At 63.1% G+C, this 20,415-nt stretch carries 21 protein-coding genes; 13 read left to right on the top strand and 8 right to left on the bottom strand.

From position 1 onward, the window contains the following. Positions 1-82 precede the first annotated feature (82 nt). From NKH63_RS22665 to NKH63_RS22680, 4 genes are all read left to right on the top strand, one after another. Complete coding sequence (locus NKH63_RS22665) at positions 83-1,300, top strand: urate hydroxylase PuuD (RefSeq protein ID WP_023718072.1); 1,218 nt, start codon at positions 83-85, stop codon at positions 1,298-1,300. Then, positions 1,297-2,610: a guanine deaminase gene (gene guaD, locus NKH63_RS22670; protein WP_023718071.1), complete on the top strand. Its 1,314-nt coding sequence runs from the start codon at positions 1,297-1,299 to the stop codon at positions 2,608-2,610. Before NKH63_RS22665 ends, guaD begins: the two co-directional genes overlap by 4 nt. Before the next feature lie 75 nt (positions 2,611-2,685). Then, positions 2,686-3,192, top strand: coding sequence for a heme-degrading domain-containing protein (locus NKH63_RS22675; RefSeq protein WP_352789374.1), 507 nt, complete (start codon positions 2,686-2,688; stop codon positions 3,190-3,192). Positions 3,193-3,391: 199 nt separating this feature from the next. Continuing rightward, the gene (locus tag NKH63_RS22680) at positions 3,392-4,657 is read left to right on the top strand and encodes a glycerate kinase type-2 family protein (protein ID WP_352789371.1); all 1,266 of its coding nucleotides are present in this window, start codon (positions 3,392-3,394) and stop codon (positions 4,655-4,657) included. Between the two features lies 1 nt (position 4,658). Here NKH63_RS22680 and NKH63_RS22685 read toward each other — a convergent pair whose 3' ends face one another. The 3 genes from NKH63_RS22685 to NKH63_RS22695 form a co-directional block, all read right to left on the bottom strand. Next, a complete protein-coding gene (locus tag NKH63_RS22685) occupies positions 4,659-5,381 on the bottom strand; it encodes a UdgX family uracil-DNA binding protein (protein WP_280940411.1) in 723 nt (240 codons plus the stop codon). A gap of 86 nt (positions 5,382-5,467) precedes the next feature. Then, complete coding sequence (locus NKH63_RS22690; protein WP_352547943.1) at positions 5,468-6,889, bottom strand: glutamine synthetase family protein; 1,422 nt, start codon at positions 6,887-6,889, stop codon at positions 5,468-5,470. A gap of 14 nt (positions 6,890-6,903) precedes the next feature. Continuing rightward, entirely contained in the window at positions 6,904-8,286 is a 1,383-nt protein-coding gene (locus tag NKH63_RS22695; RefSeq protein WP_352855780.1) for an aspartate aminotransferase family protein, read from the bottom strand. 91 nt (positions 8,287-8,377) lie between these two features. Between NKH63_RS22695 and NKH63_RS22700 the strand changes: the two genes are divergently transcribed. Further along, positions 8,378-8,899, top strand: coding sequence for a hypothetical protein (locus tag NKH63_RS22700; RefSeq protein ID WP_352918827.1), 522 nt, complete (start codon positions 8,378-8,380; stop codon positions 8,897-8,899). Between the two features lie 4 nt (positions 8,900-8,903). Here the strand turns inward: NKH63_RS22700 and NKH63_RS22705 are convergent, their stop codons facing one another. Further along, on the bottom strand, positions 8,904-9,878 hold the full coding sequence (locus NKH63_RS22705; RefSeq protein ID WP_023718064.1) for a WD40 repeat domain-containing protein: 975 nt from the start codon (positions 9,876-9,878) through the stop codon (positions 8,904-8,906). Positions 9,879-10,031: 153 nt separating this feature from the next. Then, positions 10,032-11,093 carry a CobW family GTP-binding protein gene (locus NKH63_RS22710; RefSeq protein ID WP_352918829.1) on the bottom strand — a complete coding sequence of 354 codons (1,062 nt, stop codon included), beginning with the start codon at positions 11,091-11,093 and terminating at the stop codon, positions 10,032-10,034. Between the two features lie 186 nt (positions 11,094-11,279). Here NKH63_RS22710 and NKH63_RS22715 point away from each other — a divergent pair, with 186 nt between their 5' ends. Together NKH63_RS22715 and NKH63_RS22720 are read left to right on the top strand one after the other, a co-directional pair. Further along, positions 11,280-12,002 (top strand): intradiol ring-cleavage dioxygenase, encoded by a 723-nt coding sequence (locus NKH63_RS22715; RefSeq protein ID WP_352918831.1) that lies wholly within the window; start codon positions 11,280-11,282, stop codon positions 12,000-12,002. A 204-nt stretch (positions 12,003-12,206) separates the two neighbouring features. Then, positions 12,207-12,689: a MarR family winged helix-turn-helix transcriptional regulator gene (locus NKH63_RS22720; RefSeq protein WP_023718061.1), complete on the top strand. Its 483-nt coding sequence runs from the start codon at positions 12,207-12,209 to the stop codon at positions 12,687-12,689. Between the two features lies 1 nt (position 12,690). On the opposite strand, the gene NKH63_RS22725 is transcribed toward NKH63_RS22720, so the two are convergent. Continuing rightward, positions 12,691-13,563: an AraC family transcriptional regulator gene (locus tag NKH63_RS22725; RefSeq protein ID WP_352918833.1), complete on the bottom strand. Its 873-nt coding sequence runs from the start codon at positions 13,561-13,563 to the stop codon at positions 12,691-12,693. Positions 13,564-13,614: 51 nt separating this feature from the next. Between NKH63_RS22725 and NKH63_RS22730 the strand changes: the two genes are divergently transcribed. The 5 genes from NKH63_RS22730 to NKH63_RS22750 all read left to right on the top strand — a co-directional run bounded on the left by NKH63_RS22730 (position 13,615) and on the right by NKH63_RS22750 (position 17,710). Then, on the top strand, positions 13,615-14,022 hold the full coding sequence (locus NKH63_RS22730; RefSeq protein WP_352918835.1) for a DUF2000 family protein: 408 nt from the start codon (positions 13,615-13,617) through the stop codon (positions 14,020-14,022). Between the two features lie 185 nt (positions 14,023-14,207). Continuing rightward, positions 14,208-15,092 carry a DMT family transporter gene (locus NKH63_RS22735; RefSeq protein ID WP_352918837.1) on the top strand — a complete coding sequence of 295 codons (885 nt, stop codon included), beginning with the start codon at positions 14,208-14,210 and terminating at the stop codon, positions 15,090-15,092. Between the two features lie 68 nt (positions 15,093-15,160). Beyond that, a complete protein-coding gene (locus tag NKH63_RS22740; RefSeq protein WP_023676245.1) occupies positions 15,161-16,183 on the top strand; it encodes a LacI family DNA-binding transcriptional regulator in 1,023 nt (340 codons plus the stop codon). Beyond that, positions 16,180-17,160 (top strand): 2-hydroxyacid dehydrogenase, encoded by a 981-nt coding sequence (locus tag NKH63_RS22745; protein ID WP_023718057.1) that lies wholly within the window; start codon positions 16,180-16,182, stop codon positions 17,158-17,160. Before NKH63_RS22740 ends, NKH63_RS22745 begins: the two co-directional genes overlap by 4 nt. A 154-nt stretch (positions 17,161-17,314) precedes the next feature. Then, positions 17,315-17,710: a hypothetical protein gene (locus tag NKH63_RS22750; RefSeq protein WP_352484378.1), complete on the top strand. Its 396-nt coding sequence runs from the start codon at positions 17,315-17,317 to the stop codon at positions 17,708-17,710. Between the two features lie 6 nt (positions 17,711-17,716). Here the strand turns inward: NKH63_RS22750 and NKH63_RS22755 are convergent, their stop codons facing one another. After that, positions 17,717-18,490, bottom strand: coding sequence for a gamma-glutamyl-gamma-aminobutyrate hydrolase family protein (locus NKH63_RS22755; protein ID WP_352484379.1), 774 nt, complete (start codon positions 18,488-18,490; stop codon positions 17,717-17,719). A gap of 285 nt (positions 18,491-18,775) precedes the next feature. On the opposite strand from NKH63_RS22755, the gene NKH63_RS22760 reads away from it, so the two are divergent. Further along, on the top strand, positions 18,776-19,885 hold the full coding sequence (locus tag NKH63_RS22760; protein WP_023718055.1) for a TRAP transporter substrate-binding protein: 1,110 nt from the start codon (positions 18,776-18,778) through the stop codon (positions 19,883-19,885). Between the two features lie 150 nt (positions 19,886-20,035). Here the strand turns inward: NKH63_RS22760 and NKH63_RS22765 are convergent, their stop codons facing one another. Then, the gene (locus tag NKH63_RS22765; protein WP_352484380.1) at positions 20,036-20,410 is read right to left on the bottom strand and encodes a VOC family protein; all 375 of its coding nucleotides are present in this window, start codon (positions 20,408-20,410) and stop codon (positions 20,036-20,038) included. Positions 20,411-20,415 lie beyond the last annotated feature (5 nt).

Here is a 20,415-nt window from a genome sequence, read left to right on the forward strand (position 1 = left end):
TTTTGAAAGTCATCGTGCACCTCAGCCCTTTCCGTTTGCGCTCCAGTCCGTAAAGTCAGTCGATCGGCAGGGACGATTTTTCATGATGGATTTCGCGATATTCTGGGATTGGCTGAGTTTCGCCGTGCGCTGGCTGCACGTCGTCACCGGCATCGCCTGGATCGGCTCGTCCTTTTATTTCGTCGCGCTCGACCTCGGCCTGCGCCAACGCCCGGGCATGCCTGCAGGCGCTTTCGGCGAGGAATGGCAGGTGCATGGCGGCGGCTTCTACCACGTGCAGAAATATCTGGTGGCACCGGCCGAAATGCCCGAGCACCTGACCTGGTTCAAGTGGGAATCCTACGCCACCTGGCTGTCAGGCTTCGCGATGCTGTGCGTGGTCTATTATGCCGGGGCGGACCTGTTCCTGATCGATCCGAATGTGCTTGCCATGTCGGTGCCTACAGGCATCTTGCTGTCGCTGGCGACGATCGGCGTCGGCTGGGTGGTCTACGATCTCCTGTGCCGTTCGCCGCTCGGCAACAGCGACACCGGCCTGATGCTGGTGCTGTATGGGGTGCTGGTATTCATGGCCTGGGGACTGACCCACCTGTTCACCGGCCGCGCCGCCTTCCTGCATCTTGGCGCCATCACCGCGACGATCATGTCGGCCAACGTCTTCATGGTCATCATCCCCAACCAGAAGATCGTCGTCGCCGACCTGATCGCCGGCCGTAAGCCCGATCCGAAATACGGCAAGATCGCCAAGCAGCGCTCGCTGCACAACAACTACCTGACGCTGCCCGTTTTGTTCCTGATGCTGTCGAACCATTATCCGCTGGCGTTCGGGACAGAGTTCAACTGGGTCATCGCCTCGCTGGTGTTCATCATCGGCGTGCTGATCCGGCACTATTTCAACACCAGGCATGCGCGCAAAGGCAATCCGACCTGGACCTGGCTGGCGGCGGCCGTGCTGTTCTTGGTCATCATCTGGCTGTCGACGGTGCCGAAGTTGCTGACCGGCGAGGCGAAGGCGTCGGCGGCGGCCCAGGTCTACGTTGCCTCGGCGCATTTCCCTGCCGTGCGCGATACGGTGCTTGGCCGCTGTTCGATGTGCCACGCCGCGGAGCCGTCCTACGAGGGCATCTACCACGCGCCGAAGGGCGTGATGCTCGACACCGATGCCGGCATCGCCGAGCACGCCGGCGAGATCTACCTGCAGGCCGGCCGCAGCCACGCCATGCCGCCCGCCAACGTCACCCAGATCACCGACAAGGAACGGGCGCTGCTGGTGGCATGGTTCGAAGGCGCAAGGAAATGACCAGCACGCTCCTGCGCGGCCGCACGCTGTCGTTTTTGCGCTGGCCCGAAACCGTCGACGACCATTCCGCCTGGCGCTACGAGCAAGATGGCGGCCTGCTGCTCCGCGATGGTAGGATCATTGCCGCCGGCGCCTATGCCGAGGTCGAGAAAAAGGCGGGCGAGGGAACAAGAAAGGTCGACCATCGGCCGCATCTGCTGCTGCCCGGGTTCATCGATGCGCACGCGCATTTTCCGCAGATGCAGGTCATCGCTTCCTTCGGCGCCGAGCTGCTCGACTGGCTGAACACCTACACTTTTCCGGAAGAGACAAAATTCGGGAACGCTCAGCATGGCCGCCGTATCGCCAGGCTGTTCCTGGATGAAGTATTGCGTCATGGCACGACGACTGTCGCCGCCTATTGCTCGGTACACAAGGAATCGGCCGAGGCGTTCTTTGCCGAGTCGCATGACCGCAACATGCTCAACATCGCCGGCAAGGTGATGATGGACCGCAACGCGCCGGACGGCGTGCTCGACACGCCGCAATCGGGTTATGACGACAGCAAGGCGCTGATCGAGGAGTGGCACGGCAAGGGGCGCCAGCACTATGCCATCACCCCGCGCTTCGCCATCACCTCGTCACCCGAGCAATTGGAAACGGCGGGCGCGCTCTGCCGCGAATATCCGCAATTGCATATGCAGACGCATCTGTCGGAAAACCACGCCGAGATCGCCTTCACGCAGCAGCTTCATCCGCAGGCGCGCGACTATACCGATGTTTATGAGCATTACGGGCTGCTCGGGCGCAGAAGCCTGTTCGGCCATTGCATCCATCTGTCGGAACGCGAGGCGGATGCGCTTTCCGATAGCGGCTCGGTGGCGGTGTTCTGCCCGACCTCCAACCTGTTTCTCGGCTCGGGCCTGTTCGATTATCAGCGCTATCGCCGCCGCGAGAAGCCGCTCCGCATCGCCGCCGCCACCGATGTCGGCGGTGGCACCAACTATTCGATGCTGCGCACCATGGACGAGGGCTACAAGGTGATCGCGCTGAATGGCGAGAAGCTCAATCCGTTTCAGTCATTCTGGCAACTGACCCGCGGCAATGCTGAGGCGCTGTCGCTTGTGGAAAAGATCGGCACTCTGGAGGAAGGCAGCGACGCCGATATCGTCGTGCTCGACGCCCGCGCCACGCCGGCGATGCGGCTGCGGGTGGAGACGGCGGACACGCTCGCCGAGGAATTGTTTCTGCTGCAGACGCTCGGCGACGACCGCGCCGTGCACGAGGTCTATGTCGCCGGTCGGGCAGCTAAGGCGGACATGGCGACCTAGCTGGTCCCGGCGTCCCGGCTTGACCGAACGGCAGCCATCGGCCAAAGCGTGCGGCGAGATTGACAGGGGAACGACATGGCCGTTGCGGACGATATCGCTCTGATCAAGAAACAGGAAGCCGCGCTTGTTTTCTCCGCCTTCGACGAGGCTGTCGCTTTCGAGATCGGCTCGGCGATCCGCGACCGGGCTTTGACCGAGAACCTGCCGATCATCATCGATATCAGAACCTTCGATCGGCCGCTGTTCTATGCGGCAATGCCCGGCTCGAACGCTTCCAATCCGGACTGGGCGCGGCGCAAGATCAACGTCGTGCGGCGATTCCTGAAAAGCACCTACCGCATGGTGCTAGAGCAGCAGCGCCCCGACCGCAGCTTCAAGCCTGGCGAGGGGCTGGACATTGTCGACTACGTGCTGGCCGGCGGCGGCTTTCCCATCACTGTCAAGGGCGCCGGTGTCATCGGCGTGATCGCCGTCTCGGGCCTGCCGGAGCGTGAGGACCATGGCGTGGTCGTCGATGCGCTGTGTAGCTACTTGGGCGTCGATAGCCAGGAGTTGGTCCTGCCGCCGGAAGCAACATCGTGACGTTGGCGCCGCCCCTCATCCGCCTGCCGGCACCTTCTCCCCGTGTAGCGACGGGGAGAAGGGAAGCGCTCCAACGCTGGCGTGTCCAGTTGATAGATGGGTGGCGACCCCCTCTCCCCGTCTCTAGACGGGGAGAGGGTAAGGGTGAGGGGCAGCGCAGACGCCGCAGAAGTTCGCAGAACGTCGGTGGCAGCTCAGTATGACCATTCTCGACCCGAAATCCTTCCTTATATCCATCTTCAACGCCGCCGTTGCCGCCGCCGATCCCCAGAGGACGATCAAGAATCATTTGCCGGCAAGGCCGAAGGGCCGCACGATCGTCATCGGTGCAGGAAAAGGCTCGGCGCAGATGGCGGCTGCTTTCGAGGAAGCGTGGGACGGGCCGATCGAAGGGCTGGTCGTCACCCGCTACGGCTATGGCGCGGTCTGCCGGCGCATCGAGATCATCGAGGCGGCGCATCCGGTGCCGGATGCCGCCGGGCTGGAAGCTTCGCGGCGGCTGCTCGAAAAAGTCCAGGGACTGACTGCGGACGACCTTGTCGTGGCGCTCATTTCCGGCGGCGGCTCGGCGCTGCTGCCGTCACCCGCCGAAGGTCTGACGCTGGCCGATGAGATCGCCGTCAACGAGGCGCTGCTCGCCTCCGGTGCGCCGATCACCGCGATGAACACGATCCGTAAGCACCTTTCCACCATCAAGGGCGGCAGGCTGGCGGCCGCCGCATATCCGGCCAAGGTGGTCTCGCTGGTGGTATCAGACATTCCGGGCGACAATCCGGCTCTGGTCGCTTCTGGTCCGACCGTGCCGGACATAGGCAGCCGTGAGGACGCACTGGCGTCGATCGCTGCCTATGGCATGAAGCTGCCGGCTTCGGTCATGGCGCATATCAAGTCGCCGGCGGCCGATGCGCCACGTCCGGACGATCCGCGTTTTATCCGCAACGAGGTGCATCTGATCGCTTCGGCCGGCGTCTCGCTGGAAGCAGCAGCGGCCGAAGCGAAGCGCCGAGGTATTCAGGCCGTCATTCTCTCCGATTCCATCGAGGGCGAGGCACGCGAGGTCGGTGGCATCCACGCCGCAATCGCGCGCGAGGTGGCGACGCGCAGCCGGCCATTTGCAAAGCCGGTGCTGATCCTGTCGGGCGGCGAGACGACGGTGACCCTGCGCGCGAAAGGCAAAGGCGGCCGTAACTCGGAATTCCTGCTCGCCTTCGCCATCGGCATCACCGGCATGGCGGGCGTGCACGCACTGGCCGCCGACACCGACGGCATTGACGGTTCGGAAGACAATGCCGGCGCCTTCGCCGACGGCTCGACAGTTTCGCGGATGCGCGCGGCGGGCGTCGATGCCAAGGCCATGCTTGCCGGCAACAACGCCTGGACGGCATTCAATGCCGTAGATGACCTTTTCGTACCCGGTCCGACCGGCACAAACATCAACGATCTCCGGGCGATATTGATCAAATAGCTCAGGCCGCCATCAGCCTTTTCACCGCTCTCATATCCTGCAGGAACCGCTCGCGTTCGGCCCGCTTGTCCGCCGGCTCGCGAATGCGCAGAATGAAGGACGGGTGGATGGTGACGAAGACACGCAAGCCATCGTCGCGCTCCACTACCGCCCCGCGCATCTTCATGATCGGCACCACCTTGCCGAGCAGCGCCTGCGCTGCAGTGGCGCCGAGTGCCACCGCCAGGTTGGGCTTGATCAGATCGATCTCTTTGTCCAGCCACCAGCGGCAAGCCTGCACCTCGCCGGCATTCGGCTTGGAGTGGATGCGCCGCTTGCCGCGCGGCTCGAACTTGAAATGCTTAACCGCGTTGGTGACGTAGACTTTCAGCCGATCGACGCCGGCATCATCCAGGATCGCGTCGAACACCTTCCCGGCCGGACCGACGAAAGGCTTGCCCGCCAGGTCCTCCTGGTCGCCCGGCTGTTCGCCGACGAAGATCACCTTGGCTTTATCAGGACCCTCACCGAACACGGTCTGCGTGGCATCGCGCCATAGCGGACAGCGGCGGCAGATCTTGGCCGTTTCGCGCAGTTCAGGAATCGTCCTGGCGTCGATTTCTGTCGTGTCCGGGGACTTGCTTGCAGGCAAGCCTCTCGACTGCACCTTGGCATGGTGCGGCGTCGGGGTTGTCTGCATCCTGGCGATCATGACTAAGGCGGCCTTGTTCGCTCCTGCAATCAGACACGCAATGAGCAAAGCCCGCCGAAGGTTCCGCTGAAATTATTCCGCATGGGCCTTCACCGGCAGATGGCCGACGATGTGAAGCCCTAAACCTCGTGCAGATAGAGGTGATAATCCAGTTCGCTGACCGTGCGCGCCACGCGCAGATATTCCGACTGCTTGATCGCCACGAATGTCCGGTGCAGGTCTTCGCCCAATGCGCCCTTGAGGAAGGTCGACGCCCTTGCCGCCTCGATCGCGGCACGCCAGTCGACCGGCATCGTCGTGCGCGTGACGGCGGATTCGTAGCCATTGCCGGTGGTTTCAGGGCCGGGGTCAAGACCTTCGTCGAGACCCCTAGTGATGCCGGCCAGCACCGTTGCCGCGACTAGATAAGGGTTGGCGTCGACGCCCGATGGCCGGTGCTCGATGCGGCGGTTCTTGGCATCGCCGGCTGGCACACGCAGCGCCACCGAACGGTTGTTGACGCCCCAGGTCGGCGCCACCGGCGCATAGGATTGCGATACGAAGCGCCGCCATGAATTGGCGTGCGGCGCGAACACCAGCATCGATTCCGCCATCGTCTGGATCAGTCCGCCGAGACCGCGCAGCAGCGGAAGCGACCAGCTTTCGCCGCCGGCTTCGGCAAAGACGTTCTTGCCGGCATCATCCAGCAGCGAGACATGAAAATGCATGCCAGAGCCGGCATACTTCTCGATCGGCTTGGCCATGAAGCAAGCGGTGACACCATGACGGCGTGCCTGCGCCCGCACCAGCCGCTTGAGCATGACGAGATCGTCGGCCGCCCGCATCACGTCCTTGCGGTAATTGAGCGTCAGTTCGTACTGGCCGGGCGCATATTCCGAGATGACCGTCTCGGCCGGGATGCCTTGCACCTTGGCCGCGGCATAGATGTCGGAAAACAGCGGCTCCATGCCGTGCAGATGGTCGACGGAATAGACCTCTGTCTTGGCCGAGCGGCGGCCGTCGAGCACCGCATGCGCCGGCTGCACCTTGCCTTCGGCATCGCGCTCATTGGCGAGCAGGAAGAACTCGAGCTCGAAGGCGCCGGCCGGATGCAGGCCCTTGGCCGCGAGGATATCTACCTGGCGGGCGAGCGCCAGCCGCGGGTCGGACGACATCGGCTGGCCATCGAGATGGTACATCGCCATCAACACCTGGCCGCGCGGCGGCTGGGTGCCGAACAGCGGCACCAGCGTGCCGGGGATCGGCCACGCCCGCAGGTCGCCGTCGCCGGTCGTCCAGATCAGCCCGGTCTCGTGAACATCCTCGCCGGTGATGTCGAGGCCGAGGATCGAGATCGGCATGTGCCGGCCGCCCTCGAAGATGCTCATCAACTCATGTCGGCGCACGATCTTGCCGCGCCCCACGCCATTGGCGTCGGTCAGCACGATGTCGAACGCTTCGATCTCCGGATGGGCGTCGAGAAAGGCCTGCGCCTCGGCGGGCGTCGAGCCCGAAGGGGATGCCGTGACCAGGTTCAAACTTTGCTTGGGCGCTTGTTTCATGCTGCCAGCTTGTCTCATGCCGTAAGCTTTGCCGCAACCGCGCCGAAGGCGGTGATCAGCCGGTTCACCTGGGCGGCGCGAGTTGCCGGCGAGATCAGCATCATATTGTGGAACGGTGCGATCAGCACGCCGCGATTGACCAGCGCGACATGCATCGCCGCTTCGAGCTCCGGCGCATGCGCCCTCTCGGCTTCGCCGCCATTCCTCAGCGGGCCTGGCGCGCAGATGAACTCGACGCGGGCGCCGACCCGAGCAACATGCCAGGGCAGGCGATAGCGATCGATAACGGCAGTCAGCCCGGCGTCGAGCCGCCGCGCCAGATGGTCCATATGGCTGTAGTTCTCGTCGGTCATGACGTCTTCGAGCGTGGCACGCATCGCCGCGAATTGCAGCGGATTGGCCGACAGCGTTGTCCCCATGCCGGAATAGCCGGGCTCTTTCCGGCTGATATAAGCGGCATAGCGCGCCGCAACGCCTTCGCTCATGCCCCACACACTCGCCGGTATGCCGCCGGCAATCGGCTTGCCGAGCACGAACAGGTCCGGCTCCAGCCCGTATTTGCTTGTATAGCCGCCGGGACCGGTCGAGATCGTATGCGTCTCGTCGATTAGAAGCAGCGTGCCGGTCGCACGGGTGAGACGCCGCAGGCCGTCATGAAAGCCGGCTTCGGGCAGCACCATGCAGGAATTGGTCAGCACCGGCTCGGCGATGACGCAGGCGACATCGTTGCCCTGAAGTGCGGCCTCAAGCGCCGGCAGATCGTTGAACTCGACGATATCAGTTGCCCGCGTCAGGTCGCGGAATTCGCCGGCCAGTCCCGGTCGGTTCACCGCTTTGCCGTCGACCAGCCGGACCATCGTCTCGTCGACCGAGCCATGATAGCAGCCGTTGAAGACCAGGATCTTCTCCCGGCCGGTAACGGCACGGGCAACCCGCAGCGCGAAGCGGTTGGCGTCGGTTGCCGTCGTCGCGATCTGCCACAACGGCAGACCGAAGCGCTGTTGCAGCAGCGGGCCGATGGCGAGCGCGTCCTCGGCAGGCAGCATGTAGGTCAGACCGCGTCCGGCCTGCCGGCGGATGGCGCGGGCGACCGGCGGCGGCGAATGACCGAACATCGAGCCGGTGTCGCCGAGGCAGAAATCGTCGAGCCGGTTGCCGTCGATATCTCTGATGGTGGCGCCTTTGGCCTTATCAACGAGGATCGGGAACGGCGCCGGCCAGTCGTTCATCCAGTGCATCGGCACGCCGCCGAAGAAGCCGGGCAGGCCATTGCCGATTTTCGCCATCGATTTCGGCCGCGCCTGGCGGAAGGCTTCTGCCTCGGTCTGGCGCAACTCGGCAATCCGGGCCGGGCCGATGCCGCCGATGGAGGTCTTTGAATGGTTGATGACGTTCATGGCGGGCCCTCTCCGCCGCACTTTAGACAATCGGCATCCGCCACCGCAATTGGCCGGGCGGCTGCCCTGTGTTGGGTCAGCGGTCATTTGAATGGAACAGGCGCTTGACCGCGAGCCGCCTTCGGGCGCCAATGGCACTTCGGCTGGAGGGGACACGATGGTGCGGGCGATCATCTGCGCGGCAACGCTGCTGTCGTCGGTTGGTGCGGCTTTGGCATCCGGCGGCATCTGGTGTTCCGCCGAGGATGCAGCCGTCAAATTTGAGGTCGATGCCGGGGTCACCAGAGGCATGGGTGGGCCGACCTTCAATTTTCGCGGCGAGCTCGAAATTCTGGGCAGGCCAGCCGGCGACAGTCTGCGCAAGACTGTGTTCGAGGATCAGAACCTCACGCAATATTGGCTCGACAACAAGGAATTGCGGCTGCTCGTCTATCGCGAACGGCAGGTCGAAAACGCCTACGGCTATGTCGAACTGGCGATCCTGACCAAGGCCAGCGACGAAGGCGTCTATGACGGCCGCTATTTGCTCTCAATCTATGATGTAACGGACGATGCCGAAAAGGATGGCAAGCCGGCTGAATTGACCGGCAAAGTATCTTGCGGAGCCGACTAACGGGCTAGGCGGAAATGTCGATGACGCCGCAATCGCCGGCGGCGCTGCCGAACGCGACGCGGCGCTCTTCCTTGTCCCACATCATCGATGTGATGGCGCCCTTGCCTGGCCGGCGCAGCAGCACTTCCCTGGCGTCGGCGAAGCGCACCGCCATCACCATGCCGTCATCATACCCTACCGCCACTACATCTTGGCTCGGATGGCAGGCGACGGAGGTGACCATCGCACTGCCGCGCGTGCCGAGTTCCAGCGGCGCCTTGCCCATCGGCCCATCCTTGCCCGAAAACGGCCAGACGATCGCCGCCGGCGCGCCGGAACTCGCCAGCCATTTGCCCTTGGCGCTCCACGACAGGCTTTTGACCTTGCCGGGATAGCCGGACATCCGCATGTGCTTGCCGTCGGCGAGTTTCCAGCCATGCAGCGCGTTTTCCTGCATTGTGGTGACGACGAAGCCGCCGTCCGGCGAAAACGTGATGCCGGTGTGGGCGCCGGCCCATTCGAGCTCGACCGGCTTGCCGTCGGCGGCCGGGAAATGCAGCGTCGCGCCATTGTAGCGGGCAACGCCGAAGCGCATGCCCTTGGGCGAGAAGGCCAGCCCCTCGACCGAGCGCGGATGCGAGAATTCCCTGGTCTTGCCGTCAGCAAAACGCACATAGGCAATTTTGCCCGAAGCATACGCAACAGCGCCTTGCGGCCCGGCGGCGACGCTGGTGATCCATTTTTTGCCTGCGGTCGCCAATTCCGCAGTATTGCCGCCTGCGGTCACGGCAAAGATCTTGCCGTCCTCACCGCCGGTGATCAGCCGGTCGTTTGCGCCATCGTGAAGGGCGGCGAGCAGCCCGTCATTGGCCTGCACCGTCTTGTGGCCATGGTCGAGCCGATGGATTGTGCCGTCGGCCAGCGCGAAATGCGGCACGTCGCCAAGGAACACGGCGGCGAGGCAGTGGCCTTCGAGATCGAGCGGGGCGACTGTCGGCATGAGAGACCATTCCGTTCGAGATTTCTGCTGCCCCACCCTTAAGGGGTTGAGCTGCGGGTCTCAACCCGTGCTTCGGATCGTCGTGAGGAGAGAGCGCCAGCGTTGCGGGCGCCCCTTCTCCCACAAGGGGAGAAGGGGGAAAGGGCAGCTAAATCAAGCGGCGTGGCAGGCCTGGAAGCTTGTCTTCAGCCGCTCGGCGTCGAGTTCGCGGCCGATGAACACCAGCCGGCTCTCGTGCTTCTCGCCGTCCTTCCAGGCGCGTTGGTGGTCGCCTTCGATGATCATGTGCACGCCCTGGATGACATAGCGCTCGTCATCGCCTTTCAGCGCGATGATACCTTTCAGCCGCAGGATGTTCGGGCCTTCCATTTGGGTGACCTTCTCGATCCACGGGAAGAACTTTTTCGGGTCCATCTCGCCGCCGCGCAGCGACACCGACTGCACCGTCACATCATGGATGTCGGAAGGGTGCGCGTGATGATGGTCATGCCCGTCATGATCGTGATGATCATGGCCCTCGTGATCATGGTGATCATGATCATGATGGTCGTGATCGTCATGCGCCTCGAGGAAGTGCGGATCGTTCTCCAGCGCCCGGGACAGGTCGAACGCACCGCGATCGAGCACCTCGGACAGCGCCACGCCGGCGCGTGTGGTGCGATGGATGCGTGCCGCCGGGTTGATGGCGCGGATCGTCGCCTCCACCTTGCTCAGCTCTTCGGGGGTGACCAGGTCGGTCTTGTTGAGCACGACGACATCGGCAAAGGCGATCTGGTCCTCGGCCTCGCGGGAATCCTTGAGGCGCAGCGGCAGGTGCTTGGCGTCGACCAGCGCCACCACCGCATCGAGCCTGGTCTTGGAACGCACATCGTTGTCCATGAAGAAGGTTTGCGCTACCGGCACGGGATCGGCGAGGCCTGTGGTCTCGACGACGATGGCGTCGAAGCGGCCGGGCCTGCGCATCAGACCTTCGACGACGCGGATCAGGTCGCCGCGCACGGTGCAGCAGATGCAGCCATTGTTCATCTCGTAGATTTCCTCGTCGGATTCCACGATCAACTCGTTGTCGATGCCGATCTCGCCGAACTCATTGACGATGACGGCGTAGCGCTTGCCATGGTTTTCCGAAAGGATGCGGTTGAGCAGTGTCGTCTTGCCGGCGCCGAGATAGCCGGTAAGGACGGTAACGGGGATCTGCGTCTGTGCGTCGCTCATATTGTGCCTCGAATAGGGATTGTCGGCTCCATATAGGATGTGTGCTCGGCTTTTGCACGAGGCAAACCGATGGGCCAAAGAGGCCGGTATTGCCGAACTTTCCTCACATTGCCGAACGTTCATTGGCGCGGGCTGGCGGTGGGGCCTAGATAGGGCGAGGGGTTGTTCGCACTGAGGAGGCGCCAGATGTCCGACAAGTCCTTGCCATTAAGCCGGCGGCAGGCTCTCGGTCTTGTAGCGGTCACCACGGGCGGCATATTCCTGCCCGCCGGCGCAAGGGCCGGGCAGGTCTCGCCCTATGCCGGGCTTGCTTTGTTCGAAGCCGGTGCCGGCGTCTGCACCATGACGCCCGAGGTCACCGAAGGACCGTTCTATTTCGACCCGAAGCTCGAACGCGCCGATATCACCGAGGGCAAGAAGGGCGTCGCCCTCAATGTGCGGCTGCAAATCGTCGACGCCGCCTGCCGGCCGCTTCCCGGCGCACGCGTCGATATCTGGCATTGCGACGCCCAGGGCGCCTATTCCGGCTATCCCGGACAGGGCGACGGGCAGGATATCGACACGTCCGGCCAGAGCTTTCTGCGCGGCTGGCAGAGAAGCGATGGAAGCGGCATCGCTTCTTTCGCCACCATCTATCCCGGCTGGTATCGCGGCCGCACCACCCACATCCATTTCAAGATCTTCCCCGACGACCGCTCGGCAATGACCGGCCAGATGTTCTTCCCCGACAGCTTGAGCGAGCAGATATTCGCCACCGTCGCGCCCTATAACGATCGCCCCGGCAAACGCGATACATCGAACATGCGGGACAGCATTGCGCGGCAGGCCGGGCCGCCGTCGCAGGCAGCGCTGCGGGAAATGGCGGACGCCTATCAGGCCTTGATGGTGGTCGCGGTGAGGGCCGGTTGAGGACACCTCGTCACGTCGCCATCCAGCCGTCGCGGAAAGTCGTTTGTCATCTAACTGAAATAAACATCTGGCATTAGCCACGGCGAACACCGCGATGCTTGCCGGCAAAGCTATTTTCCGAGCCGGAATGTTTTCGATCGTCATTGCCAATCGGCGGCCTGCTTCTATGCTGTCCGCACCGGTTCGGCCGAGGAGGGAATGAGCATGGCCAAGGCGGACAAGACTGCAACAATGAGCCGGCTGCATTCGGCGGCGCGGCTGGCGCGCACGGCGCTCGCCGCCCGGCTTCTGGCGCATGGCTTCTATGCCGGCCAGGACCAGATCATGCTGGCGCTCGATCGCGAGGACGGGCAGACGCCCGGCAATCTTGCCGGCCGCCTCGGCGTGCGTCCGCCGACCATCACCAAGACCATCAACCGGCTGCAGGCACAGGGTTTTCTGGAAAAGCGCGCCTCCTCCGCCGATGCCCGCCAGGCTCATATTTTCCTCACCGACACCGGCCGCGAAATCATCCACGCAATCGAGAAATCGGTGAAGAAGACCGAAAAGCAGGCATTGAAGGGTCTCGACAAGAAGGATCAGAAATCGCTGTTCAAGCTGCTTGCACGTGTCGAAGCGAATCTTTCGAACGGCGAAATGGTGCTCCCCGATGACGAACTGGATATCGAGGACAAGATCCTTGAATAGGTCACGCGTTCGCCGCTGACGGCCGCCGCGTCAGTGCCGACCAGCGTCCGGGTGTGACGCCGAACGCCTTCTTGAAATGCCGATTGAAATGGCTTTGGTCACTGAAGCCGGCTGCGATGGCGATTTGCGCCAGCGGCTCGTCGGCTTCGATCATCCGACGGGCTCGCTGAAGCCGGCGCATCAACAAGAACCGGTGCGGGCTGGTGGAGAAGGTGGCGCGGAAATGCCGCGACAGGGCATAACGGTCCAATCCGGTGATCGCCTCCAATTCATCCGAACGTACAATCCGCGCGACATTTTCCTCCAGATAGTCGCGCGCCAGACTGGCGGCACGCCACGCAGTTTTCGCTATCGGTTTCGCCGGCTGACCGGCGTGCCGGGCCAGGCTTTGCATCAGCTGCGTCATGAAATCGACCACAAACAGCTCGTCCAGTTCCTGATCCAGCGGCCCGAGCGCCGAAAGCAGCGTCGCGCGGAAATCGCGGTCTGTCATCACGGCATCCCCGACAAACGGCAGTGACCCGCCGCCGAGGCAATCGAGCATCAGGGACGGCTCCAAATACAGCATTCTGTAACGCAATCCGTCTTCTGTGCCGGCGCCGCCATCGTGCATTTCGTCGGGATGAAGGATAATGATCTGGCCAGGCAGGCTCTGATGCGTCGCGCCGCGATAGCGGAAGCTCTGTATGCCATAAAGCGTCACCCCGATTGCATAGGTGTCGTGGCGATGGAGATCGAAGGCGTTGCCGTGGAACCGGGCCTCGATGCGTTCCATGCCGGCAGTACCGGGTGCCGATACGATGCAGTTCTCGGCTGCATCCACGCACAAACGTCCAAGACCCTGAAAGGCTTCCCCGTCTAGACCGTGCGGCATCGCTTCACTCGCAGCCTCGGATTGGCCCCCTTTCGGATTGGAAACTGTCGCATGTTCGATAGGAAATTTGCAATCGTGCTCAGGGACGATCTTCCCGTCTGGCAGAAGCTCAACGTCACCGCCTTTCTGACCAGCGGCATCGTCGCGCAGTTTCCCGACCTCATCGGCGAGCCCTACCGTGACCGCGCCGGCAATATCTACAACCCGCTATCGATCCAGCCGGTCATCGTGCTTTCGGCAGACGGCCAGGCGCTCGGAACGATCCAGCGGCGGGCGCTGGAGCGTGGTGTGACGGTTTCGCTCTATGTCGAGGAAATGTTTTCGACTGGGTACGATCTGGCCAACCGTGCCGTCTTTGCCGAATTTGCGCCGGAGGATGCCAAGGTGGTCGGCATCGCGCTTCGCGCCGAAAAGAAGCTCGTCGACAAGATCACCAAGGGTGCCCGCATGCACACCTGACTCTCCGGCCACCAGGAACAAAACTGAGCCTGTCGTCGCCTGTCGGTGTGCTAGCCTCTTTTGGCTTGCCCGCTGGCGACAATTCCCGCATTGGTGAGGGACTGCCTTGCTTCCCGTCCGGCCTGAAATTGAATGCTCCCCCAAGACAAGACGAAAGCGCGACGTCGCCGGCGGCGATCCTGTGCATGCTTTCCGTTTATGTGTTTTTCACCTTCCTCGACACCAGCAGCAAGTACCTTGTGCTGGCTGGCGTCTCGGCGCTGATCGTCGCCTGGACCCGCTTCGCGGTCCATGTCCTGCTTGTCGGCGTCTTTCTGCGCGGATGGCGTGAGCCGTTGCGTTTTCGTCCCGCCAACCTGCCGGCGCATCTCACGCGCGGTCTGCTCCTGTTCGGATCGACCATGTTCAACATTCTGGCGCTGCGGACGCTGCAGCTGGCGGAAACCACCTCGATCTACTTCTTCGGCCCGATGGTGATCACCGCGCTTGCCGGTCCGTTGCTCGGCGAATGGGCCGGCTGGCGGCGCTGGCTGGCGATCATGAGCGGCTTTGTCGGCGTCCTCATCATCACGCGGCCGGGCATCGGGGTTTTTGGCATCGGCCATCTCTTTGCGCTCGGCTCGATGCTATCGAACAGTTTCTACGTCATCATGACGCGCCGTATGTCGGCGACGGAAACCTCGGAAAGTCTCATCCTGTTTTCGGCGCTGGCGCCGGCCGTGCTGCTGCTGCCGACACTGCCGTTTTCGCTTTCGCTGCCGCAGGATGGCTGGCACTGGTTCATATTGCTGATGCTTGGCGTCTTCGGCGCCATCGGCCATTGGCTTCTTGTGCAGGCCTATCGCCTTGCCACCACCACGGCCCTGGCTCCCTATCCCTATTCGCAGATGATCTGGATGATCATCTCCGGCCTGATCGTCTTCAACCAGTTTCCCGACCGCTGGACGCTGGTCGGTGCCACCGTCATCGTCGCCAGCGGCCTCTACATCGTCCACCGCGAGCACCGGCTTCGCTTGCACAACCGCGCGACGCTGGACGCGGAGGCGGAAGCGCTGGCAAAAAAACTTTGATTTGCTCGGGATCGATGGCATAAGAGCCGGCCTTTAAACAGTTTAAATTGCTTCGGGAGCGCAGGGCGCTGGCACAGAAGATCAAGCTTTCGACCATCGCGGATGCGCTCGGCGTGTCCACGGCCACGGTCTCGCTGGCCTTGCGCGACAGCCCGCTGGTCGCCGGCGGCACCCGCGACCGTATCAAGGAACATGCACGCGCCATCGGCTATATCTACAACCGCCGCGCCGCCAGCCTTCGCACCTCACGCTCGGGCATTGTCGGCGTCGTCGTCCACGACATCATGAACCCGTTCTTTGCCGAGATACTGCGTTCGATCGAGAGCGAACTCGACCGCAGCCGGCAGACCTTCATCCTGTCGAACCACTACGACCAACTCGAGAAACAGCGCACCTTCATCGACACGCTTCTGCAGCTCGGCGCTGACGGCGTCATCATGTCGCCAGCCATCGGCACGCCGCCCGAAGACATAATCATGGCCGAGGAGAACGGTCTCCCGGCAGTGCTGATTGCACGCACCGTCGAAGGTGCCGACGTGCCGGTGTTTCGCGGCGACGATGCCTATGGCACCGGGCTTGCTACCAATCATCTGATCTCGCTTGGCCACAAGCGCATCGCCATGATCGGCGGTACCGACCAGACGTCGACCGGCCGCGACCGTTATCAGGGATATGTCAACGCCATGGAGGCGGCAGGGCTCGAGGTCAGGCCGTCATGGCGTATCGCCGGCCCGCGCACCAAGCAGGCCGGCTTCGAGGCTGCCGGGCAGTTCTTGGCGCTGAAAGACAGGCCTACCGCGGCCTGCTGCTGGAACGACCTCGTCGCCATCGGCCTGATGAACGGCATTGCGCGCGCGGGGCTGGTGCCGGGCATCGACATCTCCGTTACCGGCTATGACGACCTCGAGGAAGCGGCGATCGCGACGCCGGCACTGACCACGGTCTGGAACGGCCAGCGCGAGGTTGGCCGCCGCGCCGCCAGCGCGCTGCTCGACAAACTCAACGGACAGACGGTGCGGCCGTCGCAGGAACTGATCAAGCCGGAACTGCATGTGCGCCAGTCGACCGGCAAACCGGTGGAACGTGCATGACAAAAACCGAACAGCAAGCTGTCGCCATTCTGGTGCCGGGCCAGTTCAACGACCATGCGGTCGGCCGCATCGACGGGGCGTTCAGCCGCGTCCGGATCGAAGGCGCCGATCCGTCGCTGGTCACCGACGACATGCGCCGTACGGTGCGCGGCATAGCCGCCTTCGGCGGCATAAGCGCCGCGTTGATGGACGCGCTGCCAAAGCTCGAGATCATCGCCAATTTCGGCGTCGGCTATGATTCTGTCGATGTCCGCCACGCCGTACAGCGCGGCATCATGGTCACCAACACCCCGGATGTGCTGACCGAAGAGGTCGCCGATACGGCGCTCGGCTTGCTGATCAACACCATCCGCGAACTGCCGCGCGCCGAGGCCTGGCTGCGCGACGGAAGTTGGCTGCGCAAAGGCAACTATCCGCTGAGCCGGCTGACCCTGCGCGGGCGCCATGTCGGTATCTTTGGCATGGGCCGCATCGGCCTCGCCATTGCCCGCCGGCTCGACGCTTTCGGGCTGCCCATCGCCTACCACAACCGGCGCCGCGTCGAAGGCCTGTCCTATGACTATCACCCGACGCTGAAAGGTCTCGCCGAGGCGGTCGACACACTGATCTCGGTGGCGCCCGGCGGGGCCGCGACGGAAAGGGCAGTCAATGCCGAAATCCTCTCGGCTCTTGGGCCGAACGGCGTCTTCGTCAATATCGGCCGGGGCAGCACGGTCGACGAGCCAGCCCTTGCCGCCGCACTTGCCAGCGGCAGCATCGCCGCTGCCGGGCTAGACGTCTTTGCCGACGAGCCGAATGTGCCAGCGGCGTTGCTTGCCGCGCCCAACACCTCGCTTTTGCCACATGTCGGCTCCGCCTCGCAGCACACCCGCCGCGCCATGGCGGACCTATGCGTCGACAATCTGGTCTCGTGGTTTTCGCAGCGCAAGGCACTGACGCCGGTGCCGGAGACGGCAAATGTCAAGGCAAGGCCGTAAGCGGGCTGCCATATCTATTAACTTCAGCTTAACCCTTCGGAATCATTCTGGTCCCTTCCTAGTGTCTGTCCGCCTGACAGCACATGACAGCAAGATGAAGCGCGCCTCCTGATCTCTTCGAACGCGGCGCGCTTGAAATGCGCGGAGAAACAGGATGAAAACGCTTCCTGCATTGATGGCGGTTGCTGTGCTGTTCGGCAGCGTCCAGCTGTTTTATGCCGGTAGCGGTGAAAGCCGTGCAGCCAGTGAGTCACCACCTTCATCCGGCAACTACCGGCTGGTAGCCCATGGTGACGAGGCGTCTTGTGCGGTCAGCCGTGGCGCCGAGATTTCGCAAGGCTTGTCGCTGTTGACGGTCGCCGCGAATTGCCGCCGGGTGTTGCCCGGTGTCGAGCAGGCGAAGTTCTGGCGAGAGCAGAATGACGGCACGGTCACATTCAGCGCCAACGGCACCGATCCAATCGTCATGTTCTCAGTCGCCGATGGCGACGGTTACGAATCCTACGCGCCGGCGCTGCCGCTGCTATCGCTGGCGTCGGCCGGCAACTGACGAGCGCTATTCTGCCGCTGCGCGCGCGCCCGATTTCGCCGCCTGATGCAGACGTACAGCGTCGCCGAAGGCGCGGAAAATCTTTGCCGAGATGTTGTCAGATTCGACCCAGTACTCTGGATGCCACTGCACGCCAACAGCGAAGGCGCGGGCGTCCTTGACCGAAACCGCCTCGACAGTGCCGTCGGCGGCGACCGCTTCGACCTGCAGCTTCGGGCCAAGCCGATCGATGGCCTGGCGATGCACCGAATTGACCAGGATGTCGCCGGCGCCGAAGACCCCGGCCAGGCAGCTGCCGGGTTTTATCGACACGCTCTGGCGGATGGCGAAGCGTTCGTCCTGATTGTCGCTTGCCGGCGCACGATGGTCGAGCGAACCGACGCGTTCCTGGATTTCGGTCGCCAGCGTGCCGCCCAGTGCCACATTCATCTCCTGGATTCCGCGGCAGATGGCGAGCAGCGGTACCCCGCGCTCCACCGCCCGGCGGATCAGTGGCAACGTCGTCGCGTCGCGGGCGGAGTCGTAAGGACCATTGGCTTCGCTGGCGTCACCGCCATAGAGCGAGGGATGAACGTTGGACTTCGAACCGGTGACCATGACGCCGTCGACGGCGGAAAGCAGTTCATCGAAGTCGAGCCGGTCGCCGAAGGACGGTACCAGCAGCGGGAACACGCCTGCACCCGAAAGCGCCGCTTCAAGATATTGCTGTGGCGCGGCATGCCAGATGTAATTGTCGAACTGGCGGACGTCGGTCGATATGGCGACGAGCGGCTGGTGCATTTGGTCCGGATCCCATCGGGTGCAACGAATTATCTGCCTGCAAAATAGGCGATCCGAAGGCGCATTTCCATGGCAAGTTTCGGCGTGTCGCGTAGGCCAGTTAATCGACCTTAGACTATAGTTGCAAGATCTGCCCCAACGCCGTGAATTTCCCCGAAATGCGCCACTCAAACCGGGCTGCCACGCTGGACTCGACTCCTTGCCTGTGTATTGTCGGGCTCGAAGCCGATCCGGGCCCCGAAGCGTCCCGAATGTCGGTCAGTTGATCCAAAAGGGAGGAACTTCATGGATCGTCGTTCGTTCATCCGCAAGGCCGGCACCACCGGTTTCGGCGCCGCGGCCGCTGCCGCGACACTTGCTGCGCCGGCCATCGCCCAGTCCAACCCGAAAGTGACCTGGCGGCTGGCGTCGTCCTTCCCGAAGTCGCTCGATACGATCTATGGTGGCGCCGAAGTGTTTTCCAAGATGCTGTCGGAGGCGACCGACGGCAACTTCCAGGTCCAGGTCTTCGCCGCCGGCGAACTCGTTCCCGGCCTGCAGGCCGCCGACGCCACCACTGCCGGCACCGTCGAGGCCTGCCATACGGTGGCATACTATTACTGGGGCAAGGACCCGACTTGGGCGCTGGGGGCGGCGGTTCCGTTTTCGCTCAACGCGCGCGGCATAAACGCCTGGCACTATCATGGCGGCGGCATCGATCTGTTCAACGAGTTCCTGGCGACGCAGGGTCTGTTCGGGCTGCCGGGCGGCAATACCGGCGTGCAGATGGGCGGCTGGTTCCGCAAGGAGATCAAAACGGTCGCCGACCTTTCCGGCCTCAAGATGCGTATCGGTGGTTTTGCCGGCAAAGTGGTGCAAAGGCTCGGCGTAGTTCCGCAGCAGATCGCCGGTGGCGACATTTATCCGGCGCTGGAAAAAGGCACGATCGACGCCGCCGAATGGGTTGGCCCCTACGACGACGAGAAGCTCGGCTTCTACAAGGTTGCGCCCTATTACTACTATCCCGGCTGGTGGGAAGGTGGACCGACCGTCCATCTGATGTTCAACAAGGCGAAATACGACGAACTTTCGCCGGCTTACAAGTCGCTGGTGCACACTGCCGCCCAAGCGGCCGACGCCAACATGCTGCAGAAATACGACTACCTCAACCCGGCGGCGGTGAAGCGGCTGGTTGCCGGCGGCGCCAAGTTGAGCCCGTTCAGCCAGGAGATCATGGCCGCCTGTTTCGAAAAGGCCAACGAAGTCTATGCCGAGATGGAAGCCTCGAACGCGCCGTTCAAGAAGATCTGGGACTCGATCAAGGCGTTCCGCAAGGAGCATTATCTCTGGGCGCAGGTGGCCGAGTACAATTACGACACCTTCATGATGGTCCAGCAGCGCAACGGCAAGCTCTAGAATATTCTGCGACGCCGAGTGGCTCCACTCGGCGTCGCAGAAAAGGGCTAAAACAAAGCGGATGTCCCGTTTGGTTTGAATGCATTCCGCTCCAGGCGTTTGATGGATCTCGTCAAAGGACCGCGAGCCACGCCCCGCGGTCCTTCCCTGTCAGCCTTCGGACGCACTGACTTCGACCAGTACTCCACCCGGCGCATGGCAATAGAACGTCGTCGACTGGATGCGGCCGCGCATTAGCTGCTGGACCTCGCCCGGTTGCAGGCCGGCATCGGCAAGCCCGGCTCGCTTTGCATGCACAAACTCCGGCTTGCCGACGAAGAAGCCAACGTGAAAGCCGTCCGGATAGCTGGCGGGCTCGCCTTTCCCCGGCTTCATCAGATTGAGGATGAAGCCATCGATGCCACGCAGAACCGCGAAGGCGTCCTTGCCGCGCACGGCGACAAATTCAAAGCCGAAATGGCTGGTGAAGAAGCGGGCAAGGCCGGCAACTTCGGTGGTGACGAGATTTATGTGGTTCAGTTTCATGATGC

The sequence above is a fragment of the Mesorhizobium sp. M0960 genome (genome assembly GCF_040319055.1).
Taxonomy (GTDB): Bacteria; Pseudomonadota; Alphaproteobacteria; order Rhizobiales; family Rhizobiaceae; genus Mesorhizobium.

What these genes read in the sequence shown, in the direction of transcription:
- NKH63_RS22695 (WP_352855780.1), bottom strand. Translation starts at nt 8,286, where the DNA reads ATGAACGTCATCAACCATTCAAAGACCTCCATCGGCGGCATCGGCCCG.
- NKH63_RS22690 (WP_352547943.1), bottom strand. Translation starts at nt 6,889, where the DNA reads ATGAAACAAGCGCCCAAGCAAAGTTTGAACCTGGTCACGGCATCCCCT.
- NKH63_RS22725 (WP_352918833.1), bottom strand. Translation starts at nt 13,563, where the DNA reads ATGCCGCACGGTCTAGACGGGGAAGCCTTTCAGGGTCTTGGACGTTTG.
- NKH63_RS22710 (WP_352918829.1), bottom strand. Translation starts at nt 11,093, where the DNA reads ATGAGCGACGCACAGACGCAGATCCCCGTTACCGTCCTTACCGGCTAT.
- NKH63_RS22730 (WP_352918835.1), top strand. Translation starts at nt 13,615, where the DNA reads ATGTTCGATAGGAAATTTGCAATCGTGCTCAGGGACGATCTTCCCGTC.
- NKH63_RS22735 (WP_352918837.1), top strand. Translation starts at nt 14,208, where the DNA reads ATGCTTTCCGTTTATGTGTTTTTCACCTTCCTCGACACCAGCAGCAAG.
- NKH63_RS22720 (WP_023718061.1), top strand. Translation starts at nt 12,207, where the DNA reads ATGGCCAAGGCGGACAAGACTGCAACAATGAGCCGGCTGCATTCGGCG.
- NKH63_RS22750 (WP_352484378.1), top strand. Translation starts at nt 17,315, where the DNA reads ATGAAAACGCTTCCTGCATTGATGGCGGTTGCTGTGCTGTTCGGCAGC.
- NKH63_RS22700 (WP_352918827.1), top strand. Translation starts at nt 8,378, where the DNA reads ATGGAACAGGCGCTTGACCGCGAGCCGCCTTCGGGCGCCAATGGCACT.
- NKH63_RS22760 (WP_023718055.1), top strand. Translation starts at nt 18,776, where the DNA reads ATGGATCGTCGTTCGTTCATCCGCAAGGCCGGCACCACCGGTTTCGGC.
- NKH63_RS22665 (WP_023718072.1), top strand. Translation starts at nt 83, where the DNA reads ATGATGGATTTCGCGATATTCTGGGATTGGCTGAGTTTCGCCGTGCGC.
- NKH63_RS22745 (WP_023718057.1), top strand. Translation starts at nt 16,180, where the DNA reads ATGACAAAAACCGAACAGCAAGCTGTCGCCATTCTGGTGCCGGGCCAG.
- NKH63_RS22755 (WP_352484379.1), bottom strand. Translation starts at nt 18,490, where the DNA reads ATGCACCAGCCGCTCGTCGCCATATCGACCGACGTCCGCCAGTTCGAC.
- guaD (WP_023718071.1), top strand. Translation starts at nt 1,297, where the DNA reads ATGACCAGCACGCTCCTGCGCGGCCGCACGCTGTCGTTTTTGCGCTGG.
- NKH63_RS22680 (WP_352789371.1), top strand. Translation starts at nt 3,392, where the DNA reads ATGACCATTCTCGACCCGAAATCCTTCCTTATATCCATCTTCAACGCC.
- NKH63_RS22675 (WP_352789374.1), top strand. Translation starts at nt 2,686, where the DNA reads ATGGCCGTTGCGGACGATATCGCTCTGATCAAGAAACAGGAAGCCGCG.
- NKH63_RS22715 (WP_352918831.1), top strand. Translation starts at nt 11,280, where the DNA reads ATGTCCGACAAGTCCTTGCCATTAAGCCGGCGGCAGGCTCTCGGTCTT.
- NKH63_RS22705 (WP_023718064.1), bottom strand. Translation starts at nt 9,878, where the DNA reads ATGCCGACAGTCGCCCCGCTCGATCTCGAAGGCCACTGCCTCGCCGCC.
- NKH63_RS22765 (WP_352484380.1), bottom strand. Translation starts at nt 20,410, where the DNA reads ATGAAACTGAACCACATAAATCTCGTCACCACCGAAGTTGCCGGCCTT.